Source organism: Verminephrobacter aporrectodeae subsp. tuberculatae (genome assembly GCF_026127385.1).
Classification (GTDB): domain Bacteria; phylum Pseudomonadota; class Gammaproteobacteria; order Burkholderiales; family Burkholderiaceae_C; genus Acidovorax; species Acidovorax aporrectodeae.
In genome coordinates, this window is sequence record NZ_QZCX01000002.1 from 1,551,663 (window position 1) to 1,572,162 (window position 20,500).

The 20,500-nt window shown below is 68.1% G+C and carries 1 protein-coding gene; it reads right to left on the minus strand.

The features are described 5' to 3' along the window. Window positions 1-161: 161 nt before the first annotated feature. Complete coding sequence (locus tag D5041_RS15030) at window positions 162-20,474, minus strand: SwmB domain-containing protein (protein ID WP_265285069.1); 20,313 nt, start codon at window positions 20,472-20,474, stop codon at window positions 162-164. Window positions 20,475-20,500: the final 26 nt, after the last annotated feature.

A 20,500-nucleotide genomic window follows, 5' to 3' on the forward strand; every position in this document is an offset into this window, starting at 1 on the left:
GGACGCAGGGGGTCGTGCTCGTTTCATGGGTTCTGGCTCTGGCGGGCAGACCAGGCCACCGCGTGCGCGGCGCAGCACCGGGTTCGGGGCGCCGGGAGCGCGCTCTGGAATCAGCTCCTGGCGCATGGAGCGGGTATCCCTTGCGCAGCGAAGCCGGTCCATCAGAACCAGACCTCGTGCGCTTGCGCATCGGACGCCTGCCCGACGATGGACAGCAGCATGTGCGCCGCCGTGCCGGGGGCGGTAATGATCCCGTCGGTCTCGCCGTCGGCGTCGAAAGCGCCGCCGTCCTCGATCCGGAAGTCGAGCCGCAGGCTTTGCCCGTCCCGCACCACCTTGCCGCTGTAGGGCTCGCTCGCCAGGTTCACCCAGGTGCCGGTTCTGTCCCGCAGCCAGTAGCCGTTGGCGTGCTGCGCCGGGTCCACGTAGAGGCTGAAACTCTCGGTGTGTGTGCCGGGAGTCAGCTCTACCTGGAAGCTGGTCAGCCCGCCGAGCGCCTCCAGCGCCCGGGGCAGGTTGGGGGGGATCTTTTTCTGCTCCAGGCGGGCGATGCGTGTGCCGTGATCGGCGCTGGGCTTGCCGTTCTCGCTGCCTGCCACCAGGGTGGTGTAGGTGCTTGCCGGCGTGTCGTCCGAATCGTCTTCCTTCGAGGTGCTGACCGAGATGCGGATCGAACTCACCGAGGATTGTTCGCTGTCCCTGGTTCCGTCCCCGTTGCCGTCGCCCGCCACGGGGGCGGGTCCATGGGGGCGGTAGAGGCCGGGGGTCCGGTCCTCTATTTCGCCGGGAACGCCGTCGTTGTCCCCGCTCGGCTTGCGGATCTTGCTGGGCGGGGGGGCGGCAACGGTGTTCTTCGCTTCGTGCGCGCTGAAACTCGCGGCGTCGTTGCCGCTGCGGTCCTGCAGGGCCTCGGCGTCGTTGCCGGCCGTGGGGTCGGTGTACGAGAGCTTCACCGACTGGCCGTAGGCCACGGCGTGGGCCAGCGTCAGCGCCACGGTATTCGCCAGCGCATCTATGGCGACTGCGGTGACGGCGCTGCGCACGCCATCGACGAGCACCGTGAAGGCTTCGGGGGCCGGCTTGTGCTCGGCGTCCAGCGCGTTCGCTTCGGCGCAGCTGAGCACCAATTGGTCGCCGTTCGCCTTGGCGCTGCTGATCACCGGGGCCGTCGTGTCGGGTCCGCTGTGCACCACCATGTCCGTGAAGCCTGCGGCATCGTTGCCGGTCGCGTCCTGTATGGCTGCGGCGCCGGTGTCGGCCGGGGGGGCGGTGTAGGCAACGCGCACCGTCTCGCCGCCGGTCACGGGGGTGCTCAGCGTCAGGGTGACGGTCTTCGCTGCGGCATCCACGGCGACCGCGCGAACCGCGTTCACGACGCCGTTCACGTGCACCGCAAAGGCGGCGCTGTTCGCCGTGTGGACGGCATCCAGCTTGTTCGCTTCGGTGTAGCTGAGCACCAGCTGGTCGCCGCTGGCGCTGGCCATGCCGATGACCGGGGCCGTGGTGTCCGGTCCGTTGCCCACTTCCATGGCGCTGAAGCTGGCTGCCACGTTGCCCGTCGTGTCACGGAGGGTGGCGCTGCCGGTCGCGGGCCGGGTGTAGGCGACGCTCACCGCCTCACCGCCGGTCACGGCGGTGGCCAGTTCCAGCGTCACGGTCTTGGCCGCTGCGTCCACGCTCACGCTGGAGACGGCGTTTGCGACGCCATTCACGAGCACCGCAAAGTCCCCGGGGGCCGGCTTGTTGAGCGCGTCCAGGTCGTTTGCCTCGGTGCAGCTGAGCACCAGGCTCCGGCCGCTGATGCGTGCCTGGCTGATCACCGGGGCCGTCGTGTCGGGGGCGTTGCCCACCGCCATGGCGCTGAAGCTGGCGGCATCGTTGCCGGCAGCGTCCTGCAGGACGGCGTTGCCGGTCTCGGGTCGGGTGTAGGCGACGGTCACGGTCTCACCGCCGGTCACCGCGTGCTCCAAGGCCAGGGTCACGGTCTTGGCCGGAGCATTCACGCGCACCTGGGTGACGGTGTTGCGGACGCCATTCACGTGCACGGCAAAGGCCGTGGCGGGCGCGGTATGCGTCGCGTCCAGACCCAGACCGCTGGCTTCGGTGTAGGTCAATACCAGATCGTTCCCGCTGACCGCGGCGCTGTTGATCACCGGGGCCGTGGTGTCGGCTGCGCTGTTGTTCGTCACCTCCTGGTTCGTGAGCGTGTCCGCGCTATTGCCGGCCGCGTCCTGCATGAGGGCGTTGCCGCCCGCGGGCCGGGTGTAGCTGACGCGCACCGCCTCGCCGCTGTCCACGTCGCGGTTCAGGTGCAGCGTGACGGTCTTGGCCGTGGCATCCACCGTGACGTCGTCCACGCTGATGGCCACGCCGCTGGCGCTGTTGACTGCAAAGGCCGTGGCGGGGGCCGTATGGGCCGCGTTCAGACCCAGGCTGCTTGCCTCGGTGTAGCTCAGCACCAGATTGCGCCCGTTCACCGCGGCGCTGCGGAGCACCGGGGCCGTGGTGTCGGGAGCGGTGTTGTTCGTCACCGCCTGGGTGGTGATGTTGGCCGCGTCATTGCCGGCAACGTCTTGCAGCACGTTGTCGCCCGCGGGCTTGGTGTAGCTCAGGGTCACGGCCTCGCCGCTGTCCACGTCACGGCTCAGGTGCAGCGTGACGGTCTTGGCCGTGGCATGCACCGTGACGCTGTCCACGGCTATGGCGAGGCCGCTGCCGCTGCTCACCGCAAAGGCTGCGGCGCCGGCCGTATGGATTGCATCCAGACCCAGGCTGCTGGCCTCCGTGTAAGTCAGTACCAGATCGCGCCCGCTGACCGTGGTGCTGCGGAGCACGGGGGCCGTGGTGTCGGGAGCGGAGTGGTTCGTTACCGCCTGGTTCGTGAGGTTGGCCGCGTCGTTGCCTGCCACGTCTTGCAGCACGTCGTTGCCGCTTGCGGGTTTGGTGTAGCTGACGCTCACCGCCTCGCCGCCATCCACGGAACGGCTCAGGTGCAGCGTGAGGGTCTTGGCCGTGGCATCCACCGTGACGCTGTCCACGGCTATGGCGAGGCCGCTGGCGCTGCTGACTGCAAAGGCCGTCGCGGGAGCCGCATGGGCAGCGTCCAGACCCAGGCTGCTGGCCTCGGTGTAGCTCAGTACCAGATCGCTCCCGCTGACCGTGGCGCTGCTGAGCACGGGGGCCGTGGTGTCGGCTGCGGATTGGTTCGTTGCCGCCTGGCTCGTGAAGCTGTCTGCGTCGTTGCCGGTTGCGTCTTGCAGCACGTTGTTGCCGCTCGCGGGCTTGGTGTAGCTGAGGGTCACCGCTTCGCCGCTGTCCACGGAACGGCTCAGGCGCAGCGTGACGGTCTTGGCCGTGGCATCCACCGCGACGCTGTCCACGCCGATCGCGAGGCCACTGGCGCTGTGCACCGCAAAGGCCGTCGCGGGGGCCGTATTCGCTGCGTCCAGACCCAGGCTGCTGGCCTCCGCGTAGTTCAGTACCAGATCGCGCCCGCTGACCGTGGCGCTGCCCAGCGCCGGGGCCGTGGTGTCGGCTGCGGTGTGATTGCTCACCGCCTGGCCGGCGAGGTTGCCCGCGTCGTTGCCGGCAGCGTCCTGGAGCACGTCGGGGCCAGCCGCGGGCCGGGTGTAGCTGACGCTCACCGTCTCGCCACTGTCCACGGAACGGTTCAGGCGCAGCGTGACCGTTTTGGCCGTGGCGTTCACCGCGACGCTGTCGATGGCGATGGCCAGGCCGCTGCTGCTGCTCACCGCAAAGGCCGCGGCCGGCGCCGTATGGGCCGCGTCCAGACCCAGGCTGCTCGCCTCGGTGTAGCTCAGCAGCACGTCGCGTCCGGTGACCGTGGCGCTGCTGAACACCGGGGCCGTGGTGTCGGGAGCGGAGTGGTTCGTCACCGCTTGGCTCGTGAGGTTGGCCGCGTCATTGCCGGCTGCGTCTTGCAGCACGTTGTCGCCCGCGGGCTTGGTGTAGCTGAGGGTTACCGCCTCGGTGCTGTCCACGTCACGGCTCAGGTGCAGCGTGACGGTCTTGGCCGTGGCATCTACCGCGACGCTCTCGACGCCGATGGCAAGGCCACTGGCACTGCTCACCGCAAAGGCCGTGGCGGGGGCAGCATGCGCCGCGTCCAGACCCAGGCTGCTGGCTTCCGTGTAAGTCAGTACCAGATCGCGTCCGCTGACCGTGGCGCTGCCGAGCACCGGGGCCGTGGTGTCGGCTGCGGAGTTATTCGTTGCCGCCTGGCTCGTGATGCTGTCTGCGTCGTTGCCAGCTGCGTCCTGCAGCACGTCGGGGCCAGCCGCGGGCTTGGTGTAGCTGAGGGTCACGGCCTCGCCGCTGTCCACGGCACGGCTCAGGTGCAGCGTGACGGTCTTGGCCGTGGGGTCCACCGTGAGGCTATCGACGGTTATGGCGACGCCGCTGGCGCTGCCCACTGCAAAGGCTGCGGCGGGGGCCGTATGCGCCGCGTCCAGACCCAGGCTGCTGGCCTCCGTGTAGGTCAGTACCAGATCGCGCCCGATGACCGTGGTGCTGCTGAGCACCGGCGCCGTGGTATCGGCTGCGGAGTTATTCGTCACCGCCTGGTTCGTGAGCTTGGCCGCGTCGTTGCCGGCTGCGTCCTGCAGCACGTCGGGGCCAGCCGCGGGCCGGGTGTAGCTGAGGCTTACCGCCTCGCCGCTGTCCACGGAACGGTTCAGGCGCAGCGTGACGGTCTTGGCCGTGGCATTTACCGTGACGCTATCGACGGTTATGGCGAGGCCACTGGCGCTGCTCACCGCAAAGGCCGTCGCAGGAGCCGTGTGCACCGCGTCCAGACCCAGGCTGCTGGCCTCCGTGTAAGTCAGCACCAGATCGTGCCCGCTGACCGTTGCACTGCCAAGGACCGGGGCCGTGGTATCGGCTGCGGAGCCGTTGCTTACCGTCTGGTTCGTGAGGTTGGCCGCGCCATTGCCTGCTGCGTCTTGCAGCACGTCGGGGCCAGCCGCGGGCCGGGTGTAGTTCAGGCTCAGCACCTCGGTGCTGTCCACGTCACGGCTCAGGTGCAGGGTCACGGTCTTGGCCGTGGCATTCACCGTGACGTTCTCGACGGCTATGGCCAGGCCGCTGGCGCTGCTCACCGCAAAGGCTGTCGCGGGGGCCGTATGGGTTGCGGCCAGACCCAGGCTGCTCACCTCCGTGTAGGTCAACACCAGCTCGCGCCCGCTGACCGTGGCGCTGCCGAGCACGGGCGCCGTGGTGTCGGCGGCGGAGTTGTTTCTCAGCACCTCGTTCGTGAGGTTGGCCGCGTCGTTGCCCGCTGCGTCTTGCAGCACGTTGTTTCCGCTTGCAGGCTTGGTGTAGCTCACGTTCACCGCCTCGCCGCTGTCCACGTCGCGGCTCAGGCGCAGCGTGACGGTCTTGGCCAAGGCATTCACCGTGACGCTATCGACGGCTATGGCGACGCCGCTGGCGCTGCTCACGGCAAAGGCCGTGGCGGGGGCTGTATGCGTCTCGTCCAGACCCAGGCTGCTGGCCTCGGTATAGCTCAGCGCCAGAAAGTGCCCGTTGACCACGGCGGCGCTGAGCACGGGGGCCGTGGTATCGGCTGCGGAGTTGTTCGTTACCGCCTGGTTCGTGAGCTTGGTCGCGTCGTTGCCGGCCACGTCCTGCAGCACGTCGTTGCCGGTCGCGGGCCGGGTGTAGTTCAGGCTCAGCGCTTCGCTGCTGTCCACGTCACGGTTCAGGCGCAGCGTGACGGTCTTGGCCGTGGCGTTCACCGTGACGCTCTCGACGCTTATGGCGACGCCGCTGGCGCTGCTCACCGCATAGGCCGTCACGGGAGCCGTATGCACCGCGTCCAGGCCCAGGCTGCTGGCCTCGGTGTAAGTCAGTACCAGATCGTGCCCGCTGACCGTGGCGCTGCTGAGCACCGGGGCCGTGGTATCGGCTGCCGAGCCATTGATCACCGCCTGGTTCGTGAGGCTGTCCGCGTCATTGCCGGCAGCGTCTTGCAGCACGTTGCCGGTTGCGGGCTTGGTGTAGCTCATGCTCACCGCCTCGGTGCTGTCCACGTCACGGCTCAGGTGCAGCGTGACGGTCTTGGCCGTGGCGCCTACCGTGACGCTCTCGACGCTGATGGCGACGCCGCTGGCGCTGCTCACCGCAAAGGCCGCAGCGCCCACCGGATTTGCCGCGTCCAGGCCCAGGCTGCTGGCCTCGGTATAGCTCAGCACCAGATCACGCCCGCTGACCGTGGCGCTGCCGAGCACCGGGGCCGTGGTATCGGCTGCGGAGCCGTTGGTCACCGCCTGGTTCGTGAGGTTGGCCGCGTCATTGCCCGCTGCGTCTTGCAGCACGTCGTTGCCGGTTGCGGGCCGGGTGTAGTTCAGGCTCAGCGCCTCGCCGCTGTCCACGGCACGGTTCAGGCGCAGGGTCACGGTCTTGGCCGTGGCGTTCACCGTGACGCGCTCGACGGTTATGGCCACGCCACTGGTGCTGCTCACCGCAAAGGCCGCGGCGGGGGCCGTGTTGGTCGCGTCCAGGCCCAGGCTGCTCGCCTCGGTGTAGGTCAGCACCAGATCGTTTCCGGTGACCGTGGCGCTGCTGAGCACGGGGGCCGTGGTGTCGGCCGCGGAGCCGTTGGTCACCGCCTGGTTCGTGAGGTTGGCCGCGTCATTGCCCGCGGCGTCTTGCAGCACGTCGTTGCCGGTTGCGGGCCGGGTGTAGCCGAGGCTGACCACCTCGGTGCTGTCCACGTCACGGTTCAGGAGCAGGGTCATGGTCTTGGCCGTGGCGTTTACCGTGACGCTCTCGACGGTTATGGCCAGGCCACTGGCGCTGTTTACCGCAAAGGCCGTCGTGGGGGCCGTATGGGCAGCGTCCAGACCCAGGCTGCTGGCCTCCGTGTAAGTCAGCACCAAATTGCGGCCGCTGACTGCGGCGCTGCTGAGCACGGGGGCCGTGGTATCGGTTGCGGAGCCGTTGGTGACCACCTGGTTCGTGAGGTTGGCCGCGTCATTGCCGGCAGCGTCCTGCAGCACGTCGTTGCCGGTCTCGGGCCGGGTGTAGTTCAGGCTCAGCACCTCGGTGCTGTCCACGTCACGGCTCAGGTGCAGCGTCACGGTCTTGGCCGTGGCGTTGACCGTGACGTTCTCGACACTGATGGCGACGCCGCTGGCGCTGCTTACCGCATAGGCCGTCGCGGGGGCCGTATGGGTTGCGTCCAGGCCCAGGCTGCTGGCCTCGGTGTAAGTCAGTACCAGATTGCGGCCGCTGACCGTGGCGCTGCCGAACACGGGCGCCGTGGTATCGGCTACGGAGTTGTTCGTCACCGCCTGGGCCGTGAGGTTGGCCGCGTCATTGCCCGCTGCGTCTTGCAGCACGTCGTTGCCGGTTGCGGGCCGGGTGTAGTTCAGGGTCACGGCCTCGCCGCTGTCCACGGCACGGTTCAGGTGCAGCGTGACGGTCTTGGCCGTGGCGCTTACCGTGACGCTCTCGACGGTTATGGCCACGCCGCTGGCGCTGCTTACTGCAAAGGCCGCGGCAGGGGCCGTGTTGATGGCGTCCAGACCCAGGCTGCTGGCCTCCGTGTAAGTCAGCACCAGATCGTGCCCGCTGACCGTGGCGCTGCCAAGGACCGGGGCCGTGGTATCGGCTGCGGAGCCGTTGCTTACCGCCTGGTTCGTGAGGTGGGCCGCGCCATTGCCTGCCGCGTCTTGCAGCGCGTCGTTGCCGCTTGCGGGCCGGGTGTAGTTCAGGCTCAGCACCTCGGTGCTGTCCACGTCACGGCTCAGGTGCAGCGTGACGGTCTTGGCCGTGGCATTCACCGTGACGTTCTCGACGGTGATGGCCACGCCGCTGGCGCTGCTCACTGCATAGGCCGTCGCGGGAGCCGTATGGATTGCGTCCAGGCCCAGGCTGCTGGTCTCGGTATAGGTCAGTACCAGATCGCGGCCGCTGACCGTGGCGTTGCCGAGCACGGGCACCGTGGTGTCGGCTGCGGAGTTATTCGTTACCGCCTGGCTCGTGAGATTGGCCGCGTCATTGCCCGCCGCGTCTTGCAGCACGTGATTGCCGGTCTCGGGCCGGATGTAGTTCAGGGTCACGACCTCGCCGCTGTCCACGGCACGGCTCAGGAGCAGCGTGACGGTCTTGGCCGTGGGATCCACCGTGAGGCTATCGACGGTGATGGCCACGCCGCTGGCGCTGCTGACTGCAAAGGCCGTCGCGGGGGCCGTGTTGATGGCGTCCAGGCCCAGGCTGCTGGCCTCTGTGTAAGTCAGCACCAGATCGCGCCCGCTGACCGTTGCCGTGCTGAGCACGGGCGCCGTGGTATCGGCCGCGGAGTTATTCGTTACCGACTGATTCGTGAGGTTGGCCGCGTCATTGCCCGCTGCGTCTTGCAGCACGTCGTTGCCGGTTGCTGGCTTGGTGTAGTTCAGGGTCACCACCTCGCCGCTGTCCACGGAACGGCTCAGGCGCAGCGTGACGGTCTTGGCCGTGGCATCGACCGCGACGCTATCGACGGCTATGGCCAGGCCGCTGGCGCTGCTCACCGCAAAGGCCGCAGCGGGGGCCATATGCACCGCGTCCAGGCCCAGGCTGCTGGCCTCCGTGTAAGTCAGTACCAGATCGTGTCCGCTAACCGTGGCGCTGCCAAGCACCGGGGCCGTGGTATCGGCTGCGGAGCCGTTGCTCACCGCTTGGTTCGTGAGGTTGGCCGCGTCATTGCCGGCAGCGTCTTGCAGCACGTTGCCGGTTGCGGGCCGGGTGTAGCCGAGGCTCACCACCTCGGTGCTGTCCACGTCACGGCTCAGGTGCAGGGTCACGGTCTTGGCCGTGGCATGGACCGTGACGTTCTCGACGGTTATGGCCACGCCGCTGGCGCTGCTGACCGCAAAGGCCGTGGAGGGGGGCGTATGGGTGGCATCCAGACCCAGGCTGCTGACCTCGGTATAGGTCAGTACCAGCTCGCGCCCGCTGACCGTGGCACTGCCGAGCACGGGCGCCGTGGTGTCGGTCGCGGAGTTGTTTCTCACCACCTCGTTCGTGAGGTTGGCCGCGTCGTTGCCCGCGGCGTCTTGCAGCACCTTGTTTCCGGTTGCAGGCTTGGTGTAGCTCAGGGTTATCGTCTCGCCGCTGTCCACGTCGCGGCTCAGGTGCAGCGTGACGGTCCTGGCCAAGGCATTTACCGTGACGCTATTCACGGCGATGGCCAGGCCGCTGGCGCTGTTCACTGCAAAGGCCGTGGTGGGGGCTGTATTCGTCTCGTCCAGACCCAGGCTGCTGGCCTCGGTATAGCTCAGCGCCAGAAAGTGCCCATTGACCACGGTGGCGTTGAGCACGGGGGCCGTGGTGTCGGCTGCGGAGTTATTCGTTACCGCCTGGCTCGTGAGGTTGGCCGCGTCGTTTCCTGCTGCGTCCTGCAGCACGTCGTTGCCGGTCGCGGGCCGGGTGTAGCTCACGCTCACCGCCTCGACGCTGTCCACGGAACGACTCAGGAGCAGGGTCACGGTCTTGGCTGTCGCATCCACCATGACGCTATTGACGGCTATGGCCACGCCGCTGGCGCTGCTCACCGCATAGGCCGTTGCGGGGGCCGTGTGCACCGCGTCCAGGCCCAGGCTGCTGGCCTCCGTGTAAGTCAACACCAGATTGCGCTCGCTGACCGTGGCGCTGCTGAGCACCGGGACCGTGGTATCGGCTCCGGAATTGTTCGTCACCGCCTGGCTCGTGAGGCTGTCCGCGTCATTGCCGGCCACGTCTTGCAGCACGTTGCCGGTTGCGGGCCGGGTGTAGCTCATGCTCACCGCCTCGGTGCTGTCCACGTCACGGCTCAGGTGCAGCGTGACGGTCTTGGCCGTGGCGCCTACCGTGACGCTCTCGACGGTGATGGCGACACCGCTGGCGCTGCTTACCGCAAAGGCCGCAGCGCCCACCGGATTTGCCGCGTCCAGGCCCAGGCTGCTGGCCTCCGTATAGCTCAGCACCAGATCGCGCCCGCTGACCGTTGCCGTGCTGAGCACGGGGGCCGTGGTGTCGGCTGCGGAGTGGTTCGTCACCACCTGGTTCGTGAGGTTGTCCGCGTCGTTGCCGGCGGCGTCTTGCAGGACCTTGTTGCCGGTTGCGGGCCGGGTGTAGTTCAGGGTCACGGCCTCGCCGCTGTCCACGGCACGGTTCAGGCGCAGGGTCACGGTCTTGGCCGTCGCATTCACCGCGGCGCTATCGACGGCTATGGCCACGCCACTGGCGCTGCTGACTGCATAGGCCGTGGCGGGGGCCGTGTTGGTCGCGTCCAGGCCCAGGCTGCTCGCCTCGGTGTAGCTCAATACCAGATCGTTTCCGGTGACCGTGGCGCTGCTGAGCACCGGGGCCGTGGTGTCGGCCGCGGAGTTGTTCGCCACCGCCCGGTTCGTGAGGTTTTCCGCGTCATTGCCGGCGGCGTCTTGCAGCACATCGTTGCCGGTTGCGGGTTTGGTGTAGCTCAGGCTCACCGCTTCGCCGCTGTCCACGCCACGGTTCAGGAGCAGGGTCACGGTCTTGGCCGTGGCGTTTACCGTGACGCTCTCGACGGTTATGGCCAGGCCGCTGACGCTGCTCACCGCAAAGGCCGTCGTGGGGGCCGTATGGACAGCGTCCAGACCCAGGCTGCTGGCCTCCGTGTAAGTCAGTACCAAATTGCGGCCGCTGACCGCGGCGCTGCCGAACACGGGGGCCGTGGTGTCGGCTGCGGAGCTGTTGCTCACCGCCTGGTTCGTGAGGTTGGCCGCGTCGTTGCCGGCAGCGTCCTGCAGCACGCCGTTGCCGGTCTCGGGCCGGGTGTAGCCGAGGCTTACCACCTCGGTGCTGTCCACGTCACGGCTCAGATGCAGCGTGACGGTCTTGGCCGTGGCATGGACCGTGACGTTCTCGACGACTATGGCCACGCCGCTGGCGCTGCTCACCGCATAGGCCGTGGCAGGGGGCGTATGGATGGCGTCCAGGCCCAGGCTGCTCACCTCGGTATAGGTCAGCACCAGCTCGCGCCCGCTGACCGTGGCGCTGCCGAGCACGGGCGCCGTGGTATCGGCTGCGGAGCTGTTCGTTACCGCCTGATTCGTGAGGTTGGCCGCGTCGTTGCCGGCTGCGTCTTGCAGTACGTTATTGCCGGTTGCGGGCCGGGTGTAGTTCAGGGTCACGGCCTCGCCGCTGTCCACGGCACGACTCAGGCGCAGCGTGACGGTCTTGGCCGTGGCATGGACCGTGACGCTCTCGACGGTTATGGCGAGGCCACTGGCGCTGCTCACTGCAAAGGCCGCGGCGGGGGCCGTGTTGATGGCGTCCAGACCCAGGCTGCTGGCCTCCGTGTAAGTCAGCACCAGATCGTTCCCGTTGACCGTGGCGCTGCCAAGGACCGGGGCCGTGGTATCGGCTGCGGAGCCGTTGCTCACCGCCTGGTTCGTGAGGTTGGCCGCGCCATTGCCTGCTGCGTCTTGCAGCACGTCGGGGCCAGCCGCGGGCCGGGTGTAGTTCAGGCTCAGCACCTCGGTGCTGTCCACGTCACGGCTCAGGAGCAGCGTCACGGTCTTGGCCGTGGCATTCACCGCGGCGCTATCGACGGCTATGGCCACGCCACTGGCGCTGCTGACTGCATAGGCCGTGGCGGGGGCCGTGTTGATGGCGTCCAGGCCCAGGCTGCTGGTCTCGGTATAGGTCAGTACCAGATCGCGCCCGCTGACCGTGGCGCTGCCGAGTACGGGGGCCGTGGTGTCGGCTGCGGAGCCGTTGCTCACCGCCTGGTTCGTGAGGTTGGCCGCGTCATTGCCCGCTGCGTCTTGCAGCACGTTATTGCCGGTCGCGGGTCGGGTGTAGTTCAGGGTCACGGCCTCGCCGCTGTCCACGGCACGGCTCAGGTGCAGCGTGACGGTCTTGGCCCTGGGATCCACCGTGAGGCTATCGACGGTGATGGCCACACCGCTGGCGCTGCTCACTGCAAAGGCCGTGGCGGGGGCCGTGTTCGTGGCGTCCAGACCCAGGCTGCTGGCCTCTGTGTAAGTCAGCACCAGATCGTGCCCGCTGACCGTTGCCGTGCTGAGCACGGGGGCCGTGGTGTCGGCTGCGGAGTTGTTCGTCACCGCCCGGTTTATGAGGTTTTCCGCGCCATTGCCTGCTGCGTCTTGCAGCACGTCGTTGCCGGTTGCGGGCCGGGTGTAGCTAAGGGCTACCACCTCGCCGCTGTCCACGGAACGGCTCAGGCGCAGCGTGACGGTCTTGGCCGTGGCATCGACCGCGACGCTATCGACGGCTATGGCGACGCCGCTGGCGCTGCTCACTGCAAAGGCCGCAGCGGGGGCCGTGTGCACCGCGTCCAGACCCAGGCTACTGGCCTCCGTGTAAGTCAGCACCAGATCGTGCCCGTTGACGGTGGCGCTGCCAAGGACCGGGGCCGTGGTATCGGCTGCGGAGCCGTTGCTCACCGTCTGATTCGTGAGGTTGGCCGCGTCATTGCCTGCTGCGTCTTGCAGCACGTCGTTGCCGCTTGCGGGCCGGGTGTAGTTCAGGCTCAGCACCTCGGTGCTGTCCACGTCACGGCTCAGATGCAGCGTGACGGTCTTGGCCGTGGCATTCACCGTGACGTTCTCGACGGTGATGGCCACGCCGCTGGCGCTGCTCACTGCATAGGCCGTCGCGGGAGCCGTATGGATTGCGTCCAGGCCCAGGCTGCTGGCCTCGGTATAGGTCAGTACCAGATCGCGGCCGCTGACCGTGGCGCTGCCGAGCACGGGCACCGTGGTGTCGGCTGCGGAGTTATTCGTTACCGCCTGGCTCGTGAGATTGGCCGCGTCATTGCCCGCCGCGTCTTGCAGCACGTGATTGCCGGTCTCGGGCCGGATGTAGTTCAGGGTCACGGCCTCGCCGCTGTCCACGGCACGGCTCAGGTGCAGCGTGACGGTCTTGGCCGTGGGATCCACCGTGAGGCTATCGACGGTGATGGCCACACCGCTGGCGCTGCTTACCGCAAAGGCCGTGGCAGGGGCCGTGTTGTTCGCGTCCAGACCCAGGCTGCTGGCCTCTGTGTAAGTCAGCACCAGATTGCGCCCGCTGACCGTTGCCGTGCTGAGCACGGGCGCCGTGGTATCGGCCGCGGAGTTATTCGTTACCGCCCGATTCGTGAGGTTTTCCGCGTCATTGCCTGCTGCGTCTTGCAGCACGTCGTTGCCGGTTGCGGGCTTGGTGTAGCTCAGGGTCACGGCCTCGCCGCTGTCCACGGAACGGCTCAGGCGCAGCGTGACGGTCTTGGCCGTGGCATCGACCGCGACGTTCTCGACGGCTATGGCGAGGCCACTGGCGCTGCTCACTGCAAAGGCCGCGGCGGGGGCCGTGTTGATGGCGTCCAGGCCCAGGCTGCTGGCCTCGGTGTAGGTCAATACCAGATTGCGGTCGCTGACCGTGGCGCTGCTGAGCACCGGGGCCGTGGTGTCGGCTCCGGAGTTGTTCGTCACCGCCTGGTCCGTGAGGTTGGCCGCGTCATTGCCGGCAGCGTCTTGCAGCACGTTGTCGCCCGCGGGCCGGGTGTAGCTCAGGCTCACCGCCTCGGTGCTGTCCACGTCACGGCTCAGGTGCAGCGTGACGGTCTTGGCCGTGGCATGGACCGTGACGTTCTCGACGGTTATGGCCACGCCGCTGGCGCTGCTCACCGCAAAGGCCGTCGCGGGGGCCGTATTCACTGCATCCAGACCCAGGCTGCTGGCCTCGGTATAGGTCAGTACCAGTTCGCGCCCGCTGACTGTGGCGCTGCCGAGCACGGGCGCCGTGGTGTCGGCCGCGGAGTTATTCGTGATCGCCTGATTCGTGAGGTTGGCCGCGTCATTGCCCGCTGCGTCTTGCAGCGCGTGATTGCCGGTCTCGGGCCGGATGTAGTTCAGGGTCACGGCCTCGCCGCTGTCCACGGCACGGCTCAGGTGCAGCGTGACGGTCTTGGCCGTGGGATCCACCGTGAGGCTATCGACGGTGATGGCCACACCGCTGGCGCTGCTCACCGCAAAGGCCGTGGCGGGGGCCGTGTTGATGGCGTCCAGACCCAGGCTGCTGGCCTCGGTGTAGGTCAATACCAGATCGTTTCCGGTGACCGTTGCCGTGCTGAGCACGGGCGCCGTGGTATCGGCCGCGGAGTTATTCGTTACCGCCTGACTCGTGAGGTTGGCCGCGTCATTGCCCGCTGCGTCTTGCAGCACGTCGTTGCCGCTTGCGGGCCGGGTGTAGCTGAGGGTTACCACCTCGGTGCTGTCCACGGAACGGCTCAGGCGCAACGTGACGGTCTTGGCCGTGGCATCGACCGCGACGCTATCGACGGCTATGGCCAGGCCGCTGGCGCTGCTCACTGCAAAGGCCGCGGCGGGGGCCGTGTTGATGGCGTCCAGGCCCAGGCTGCTGGCCTCGGTGTAGGTCAATACCAGATTGCGGTCGCTGACCGTGGCGCTGCTGAGCACCGGAGCCGTGGTATCGGCTCCGGAGTGGTTCGTCACCGCCTGGTCCGTGAGGTTGGCCGCGTCATTGCCGGCCACGTCTTGCAGCACGTTGTCGCCCGCGGGCCGGGTGTAGCTCAGGCTCACCGCCTCGGTGCTGTCCACGTCACGGCTCAGGTGCAGCGTGACGGTTTTGGCCGTGGCATGGACCGTGACGTTCTCGACGGTTATGGCCACGCCGCTGGCGCTGCTCACCGCAAAGGCCGTCGCGGGGGCCGTATTCACTGCATCCAGACCCAGGCTGCTGACCTCGGTATAGGTCAGTACCAGATCGCGCCCGCTGACCGTGGCGCTGCCAAGCACGGGCGCCGTGGTGTCGGCCGCGGAGTTGTTTCTCACCACCTCGTTCGTGAGGTTGGCCGCGTCATTGCCCGCTGCGTCTTGCAGCACCTGATTGCCGGTTGCAGGCTTGGTGTAGCTCAGGGTTATCGCCTCGCCGCCGTCCACGTCGCGGCTCAGGTGCAGCGTGACGGTCCTGGCCAAGGCATTTACCGTGACGCTATTCACGGCGATGGCCAGGCCGCTGGCGCTGTTTACCGCAAAGGCCGTGGTGGGGGCTGTATTCGTCTCGTCCAGACCCAGGCTGCTGGCCTCGGTATAGCTCAGCGCCAGAAAGTGCCCGTTGACCACGGCGGCGCTGAGCAGGGGGGCCGTGGTGTCGGCTGCGGAGTTATTCGTTACCGCCTGGTTCGTGAGGTTGGCCGCGTCGTTTCCTGCCGCGTCCTGCAGCACGTCGTTGCCGGTTGCGGGCCGGGTGTAGTTCAGGCTCACCGCCTCGACGCTGTCCACGGAACGACTCAGGAGCAGGGTCACGGTCTTGGCTGTCGCATCCACCGTGACGCTATTGACGGCTATGGCGACGCCGCTGGCGCTGCTCACCGCATAGGCCGTTGCGGGGGCCGTGTGCACCGCGTCCAGGCCCAGGCTGCTGGCCTCCGTGTAGGTCAATACCAGATTGCGCTCGCTGACCGTGGCGCTGCTGAGCACCGGGGCCGTGGTATCGGCTCCGGAGTTGTTCGTCACCGCCTGGTCCGTGAGATTCGCCGCGTCATTGCCTGCCACGTCCTGCAGCACGTCGTTGCCGGTTGCGGGTCGGGTGTAGCCGAGGCTTACCACCTCGGTGCTGTCCACGTCACGGCTCAGGTGCAGCGTGACGGTCTTGGCCGTGGCATTGATCGCGACGTTCTCGACTGCAATGGCGACGCCGCTGGCGCTGTTGACCGCAAAGGCCGTGGAGGGGGGCGTATGGGCCGCGTCCAGACCCAGGCTGCTGGCCTCCGTGTAAGTCAGCACCAGATCGCGGCCGCTGACCGTTGCCGTGCTGAGCACGGGGGCCGTGGTATCGGCTGCGGAGTGGTTCACCGCCGCCTGGTTCGTGAGGTTTTCCGCGTCATTGCCGGCTGCGTCTTGCAGCACGTCGTTGCCGGTCGCTGGCTTGGTGTAGTTCAGACTCACCACTTCGCCGCTGTCCACGGCGCGGTTCAGGTGCAGCGTGACGGTCTTGGCCGTGGGATCCACCGCGACGCTCTCGACGCTGATGGCCAGGCCGCTGGCGCTGCTCACCGCAAAGGCCGCCGCGGGGGCCGTGTGGACCGAATCCAGGCCCAGGCTGCTTGCCTCGGTGTAGGTCAGTACCAGATCGTGCCCGCTGACCGTGGCGCTGCCGAGCACCGGCGCCGTGGTGTCGGCCGCGGAACTGTTCGTCACCGCCTCGCTCGTGAGGTTGGCCGCGTCATTGCCGGCCGCGTCTTGCAGCACGTCGTTGCCGGTCGCGGGCCGGGTGTAGCTCAGGCTCACCGCCTCGCTGCTGTCCACGTCACGGCTCAGGCGCAGCGTGATGGTCTTGGCCGTGGCGTTCACCGTGACCTTGTCCACGGCGATGGCGACGCCGCTGGCGCTGCTCACCGCAAAGGCCGTTGCGGGGGCCGTATTTGTTGCGTCCAGTCCCAGGCTGCTGCTCTCGGTGTAGGTCAGTACCAGATCACGCCCGCTGACCGTGGCGCTGCCGAGCACCGGCGCCGTGGTGTCGGTCGCGGAGTTATTCGTTACCACCTGGTCTGCGAGATTCGCTGCGTCATTGCCGGCAGCGTCCTGCAGCACGTTGCCGCTTGCGGGCCGGGTGTAGCGGAGGCTCACCGCCTCGCCGCTGTCCACGTCACGGTTCAGGCGCAGCGTGACGGTCTTGGCTGTGGCGTTCACCGTGACGCTGTCGATGCTGATGGCGACGCCACTGGCGCTGCTCACGGCAAAGGCTGCGGCATCCACCGGATTCGTCTCGTCCAGGCCCAGGCTGCTCGCCTCGGTGTACGCCAACACCAGATCGCGCCCGCTGACCGTGGCCGTGCTGAACACCGGCGCCGTGGTATCGGCTGCGGAGCTGTTCGTTACCGCCTGATTCGTGAGGTTCGCCGCGTCATTGCCCGCTGCATCTTGCAGCACGCCGTTGCCGCCCGCGGGCCGGGTGTAGCTCACGTTCACCACCTCGCCGTGGTCCACGGCACGGCTCAGGTGCAGCGTGACGGTCTTGGCCGTGGCGTCCACCGTGGCGTTGTCCACGGCGATCGCGAGGCCGCTGGTGCTGCTGACCGCAAAGGCCGTGGCGGGGGCCGTATTGATTGCGTCCAGCCCCAGGCTGCTTGCCTCGGTGTAAGTCAGCACCAGAGCGTTTGCGTTGACCGTGGCCGTGTCGAGCACCGGGGCCGTGGTGTCGGCTGCAGAACTGTTCGTGACCGCCTGGTTGATGAGGTTGTCCGCGTCGTTGCCGGCGGCGTCCTGCAGCACGTTGTCGGTCGTGGGCTTGGTGTAGTTCACGCGCACCACCTCGCCGTTGTCCACGTCACGGCTCAGGTGCAGGGTGATGCTCTTGCCCGTGGCATCCACCGTGACGTTGTCCACGCTGATGGCCACGCCACTGGCGCTGCTGACCGCAAAGGCCGTGGCGAGGGCCGTATGCGCCGCGTCCAGACCCAGGCCGCTCGCTTCGGTGTAGCTGAGCACCAGCTCGCGTCCGCTGACCGTCGCGCCGCTGATCACCGGGGCCGTGGTGTCGGGCGCGGAGTGGTTCGTCGTTGCCTGGTGCGTGAGGTTGTCCGCGTCGTTGCCGGCTGCGTCCTGTATGACGTCGGGGCCAGCCGCGGGCCGGGTGTAGTTCACGTCCACCGTCTCGCTGCTGTCCACGGTGCGGCTCAGGCGCAGCGTGACGGTCTTGGCCGTGGCGTCCACCGCGGCGCTCTCGACGCCTATGGCGACGCCGCTGCTGCTGCTCACCGCGAAGGCCGTGATGGGGGCGGTATGCGTCGCGTCCAGACCCAGGCTGCTCGCCTCGGTGTAGCTGAGCACCAGATCGCGCCCGGTGACCGTGATGCTGTGGATCACCGGGGCCGTGGTATCGGCTGCGGAGTTGTTGCTCACCACCTGGTGGATGATGCTGTCCGCGGCGTTGCCGGCGGCGTCCTGCAGGACCTCGTTGCCGCTCGCGGGCCGGGTGTAGCTCAGGTTCACGGTCTCGCCGTGGTCCACGGCACGGCTCAGGCGCAGGGTCACGGTCTTGGCCGTGGCGTCCACCGCGGCGCGCTCGACGCTTATGGCCAGGCCACTGCCGCTGCTGACCGCAAAGGCCGTGGCGGGGGCCGTATGCACCGCGTCCAGACCCAGGCTGCTCGCCTCGGTGTAGGTCAGTACCAGATCGTTCCCGTTGACCGTGGCCGTGTCGAGCACCGGCGCCGTGGTGTCGGCTGCGGTGCTGTTGCTGACCGTCTGGGCGATGAGATTCGCCGCGGCGTTGCCGGCTGCGTCCTGGAGCACGTTGCCGCTCGCGGGCCGGGTGTAGCCCACGCTCACTGCCTCGGTGCTGTCCACGTCACGGCTCAGGTGCAGCGTGACGGTCTTGGCCGTGGCGCTCACCGTGACGTTCTCGACGGCTATGGCCACGCCGCTGGCGCTGCTCACCGCAAAGGCCGTGGCGGGGAGCGTATGCGCCGCGTCCAGGCCCAGGCTGCTGGCCTCGGTGTAGCTCAGCACCAACTCGCGCCCGCTGACCGTGGCCGTGCTGAGCACGGGGGCCGTGGTGTCGGCCGCGGAGTTATTCGTTACCGCCTGGCTCGTGAGATTCGCCGCGTCGTTGCCGGCTGCGTCCTGCAGCACGTTGTTGCCGCTCGCGGGCCGGGTGTAGCCCACGTTCAGCGTCTCGATGCTGTCCACGTCGCGGTTCAGGCGCAGCGTGACGGTCTTGGCCAGGGCATTCACCGTGGCGCTCTCGACGCGGATGGTCAGACCGCTGCTGCTGCTCACCGCAAAGGCCGTTGCGGGGGCCGTATTCGTCTCGTCCAGACCCAGGCTGCTGGCTTCGGTATAGCTGAGCACCAGATCGCGTCCGTTGGCCGTGGCGTGCTCGAACGTCGGAACCGAGGTGTCGACCACGTAGTTTTCCGACTGCCCGGGGGTCCCCTCGCCGGCGTTGCCGGTGACGCTGTGCACGTGGGCAGGGTCCAGCGTGACCTGGTTGGTGCTGGCCTCCACGTTCGCCGTGGGCGTCAGGGTGGCGCTCCAGACCGTGCCGTCTGCGTTGGCACTCCAGTCGGACAGCGCGCCGTTGCTCGCGCTCGCGGCGGCGGAGATGTCCTGCACCGCCGTGTTGAAGTGGAAGCTGACGCTGGCGGTTTTTCCGGAGGCCAAGCTGCGCTCGCTGAGCGTGATGGCGTTGCTCGCGCGCAGCGCGGGCCGCACGGTGTCCACGGCGTAGTTTTCGCTCGTGACGTCGCTGCCCGTGGCCGGGTTGCCGGCAGCGTCCGCGGTGCCGCTGAGGGTGTTTACGCTGATGGCGTTGCTCGCCGCCGTGGTGTTGGCCGCCGGGGTCAGCGTGCCGGTCCAGACCTTGCCGCCTTCGGAACTGGTCAGATCGGACAGCGTGCCGTGGGGCACGTTCAGGTTCGTTTTGCCAAAGCCGCTCACCGCTTCGCTGAAGGTGATGGTGACGCTGGCCGTCTCGCCGGCCTTGAGCGCGCGGTCGTCGATGGCGATGCTGCTGAGCGTGGGCACGGCGGTGTCCACGGCGTAGTTTCCGCTGGCGACGTCGCTGCCCGTGGCCGGGTTACCGGCAGCGTCCGCGACGCCGCTGAGGTTGTTTACGCTGATGGCGTTGCTCGCCGCCGTGGTGTTCACCGCGGGGGTCAGCGTGCCGGTCCAGACCTTGCCGCCTTCGGACGCGCTCAGATCGGACAGCGTGCCGCCGGGCACGTTCAGGTTCTCCTTGCCAAAGCCGCTCACCGCTTCGCTGAAGCTGATGGTGACGCTGGCCGTCTCGCCGGCCTTGAGCGCGCTGGCGCCGACGGCGATGCTGGTCAGCGTGGGCGAGGCGGTGTCCACGGCGTAGTTTTCGCTGCTGACGGCGCTGCCCGTGGCCGGGTTGCCGGCAGCGTCCGCGACGCCGCTGAGGTTGTTCACGCTGATGGCGTTGCTCGCCGCCGTGGTGTTCGCTGCCGGGGTCAGCGTGCCGGTCCATGTCAGGCCGTCGGCGCTGCGCGTGAGCGCGCCGAGCGTGCCATTGGGAGTGGTCAGGTGTGCGGCGGTCAAGCCATTGACCGCTTCGCTGAAGCTGATGGTGACGGTGGCCGTCTCGCCGGCCTTGAGCGCGCTGGCGCCGACGGCGATGCTGGTCAGCGTGGGCGCTGCGGTGTCCACGGCGTAGTTTTCGCTGCTTGGGCTGCCCGTGGCCGGGTTGCCGGCAGCGTCCGCGACGCCGCTGAGGTTGTTCACGCTGATGGCGTTGCTCGCTGCCGTGGTGTTCGCTGCCGGGGTCAGCGTGCCGGTCCATGTCAGGCCGTCGGTGCTGCGCGTGAGTGCGCTGAGCGTGCCATCGGAGACGGTCAGGTGCGCGGCGCCAAAGCCATCGACCGCCTTGCTGAAGGTGACGGTGACGTGGGCCGTCTCGCCGATTTTCAGCGCGCTGTCGTCGAGCACGATGCTCAGCAACTGCGGCGCCACGGTGTCCACGCTGTAGTTGCTGCTGCTGACGTCGC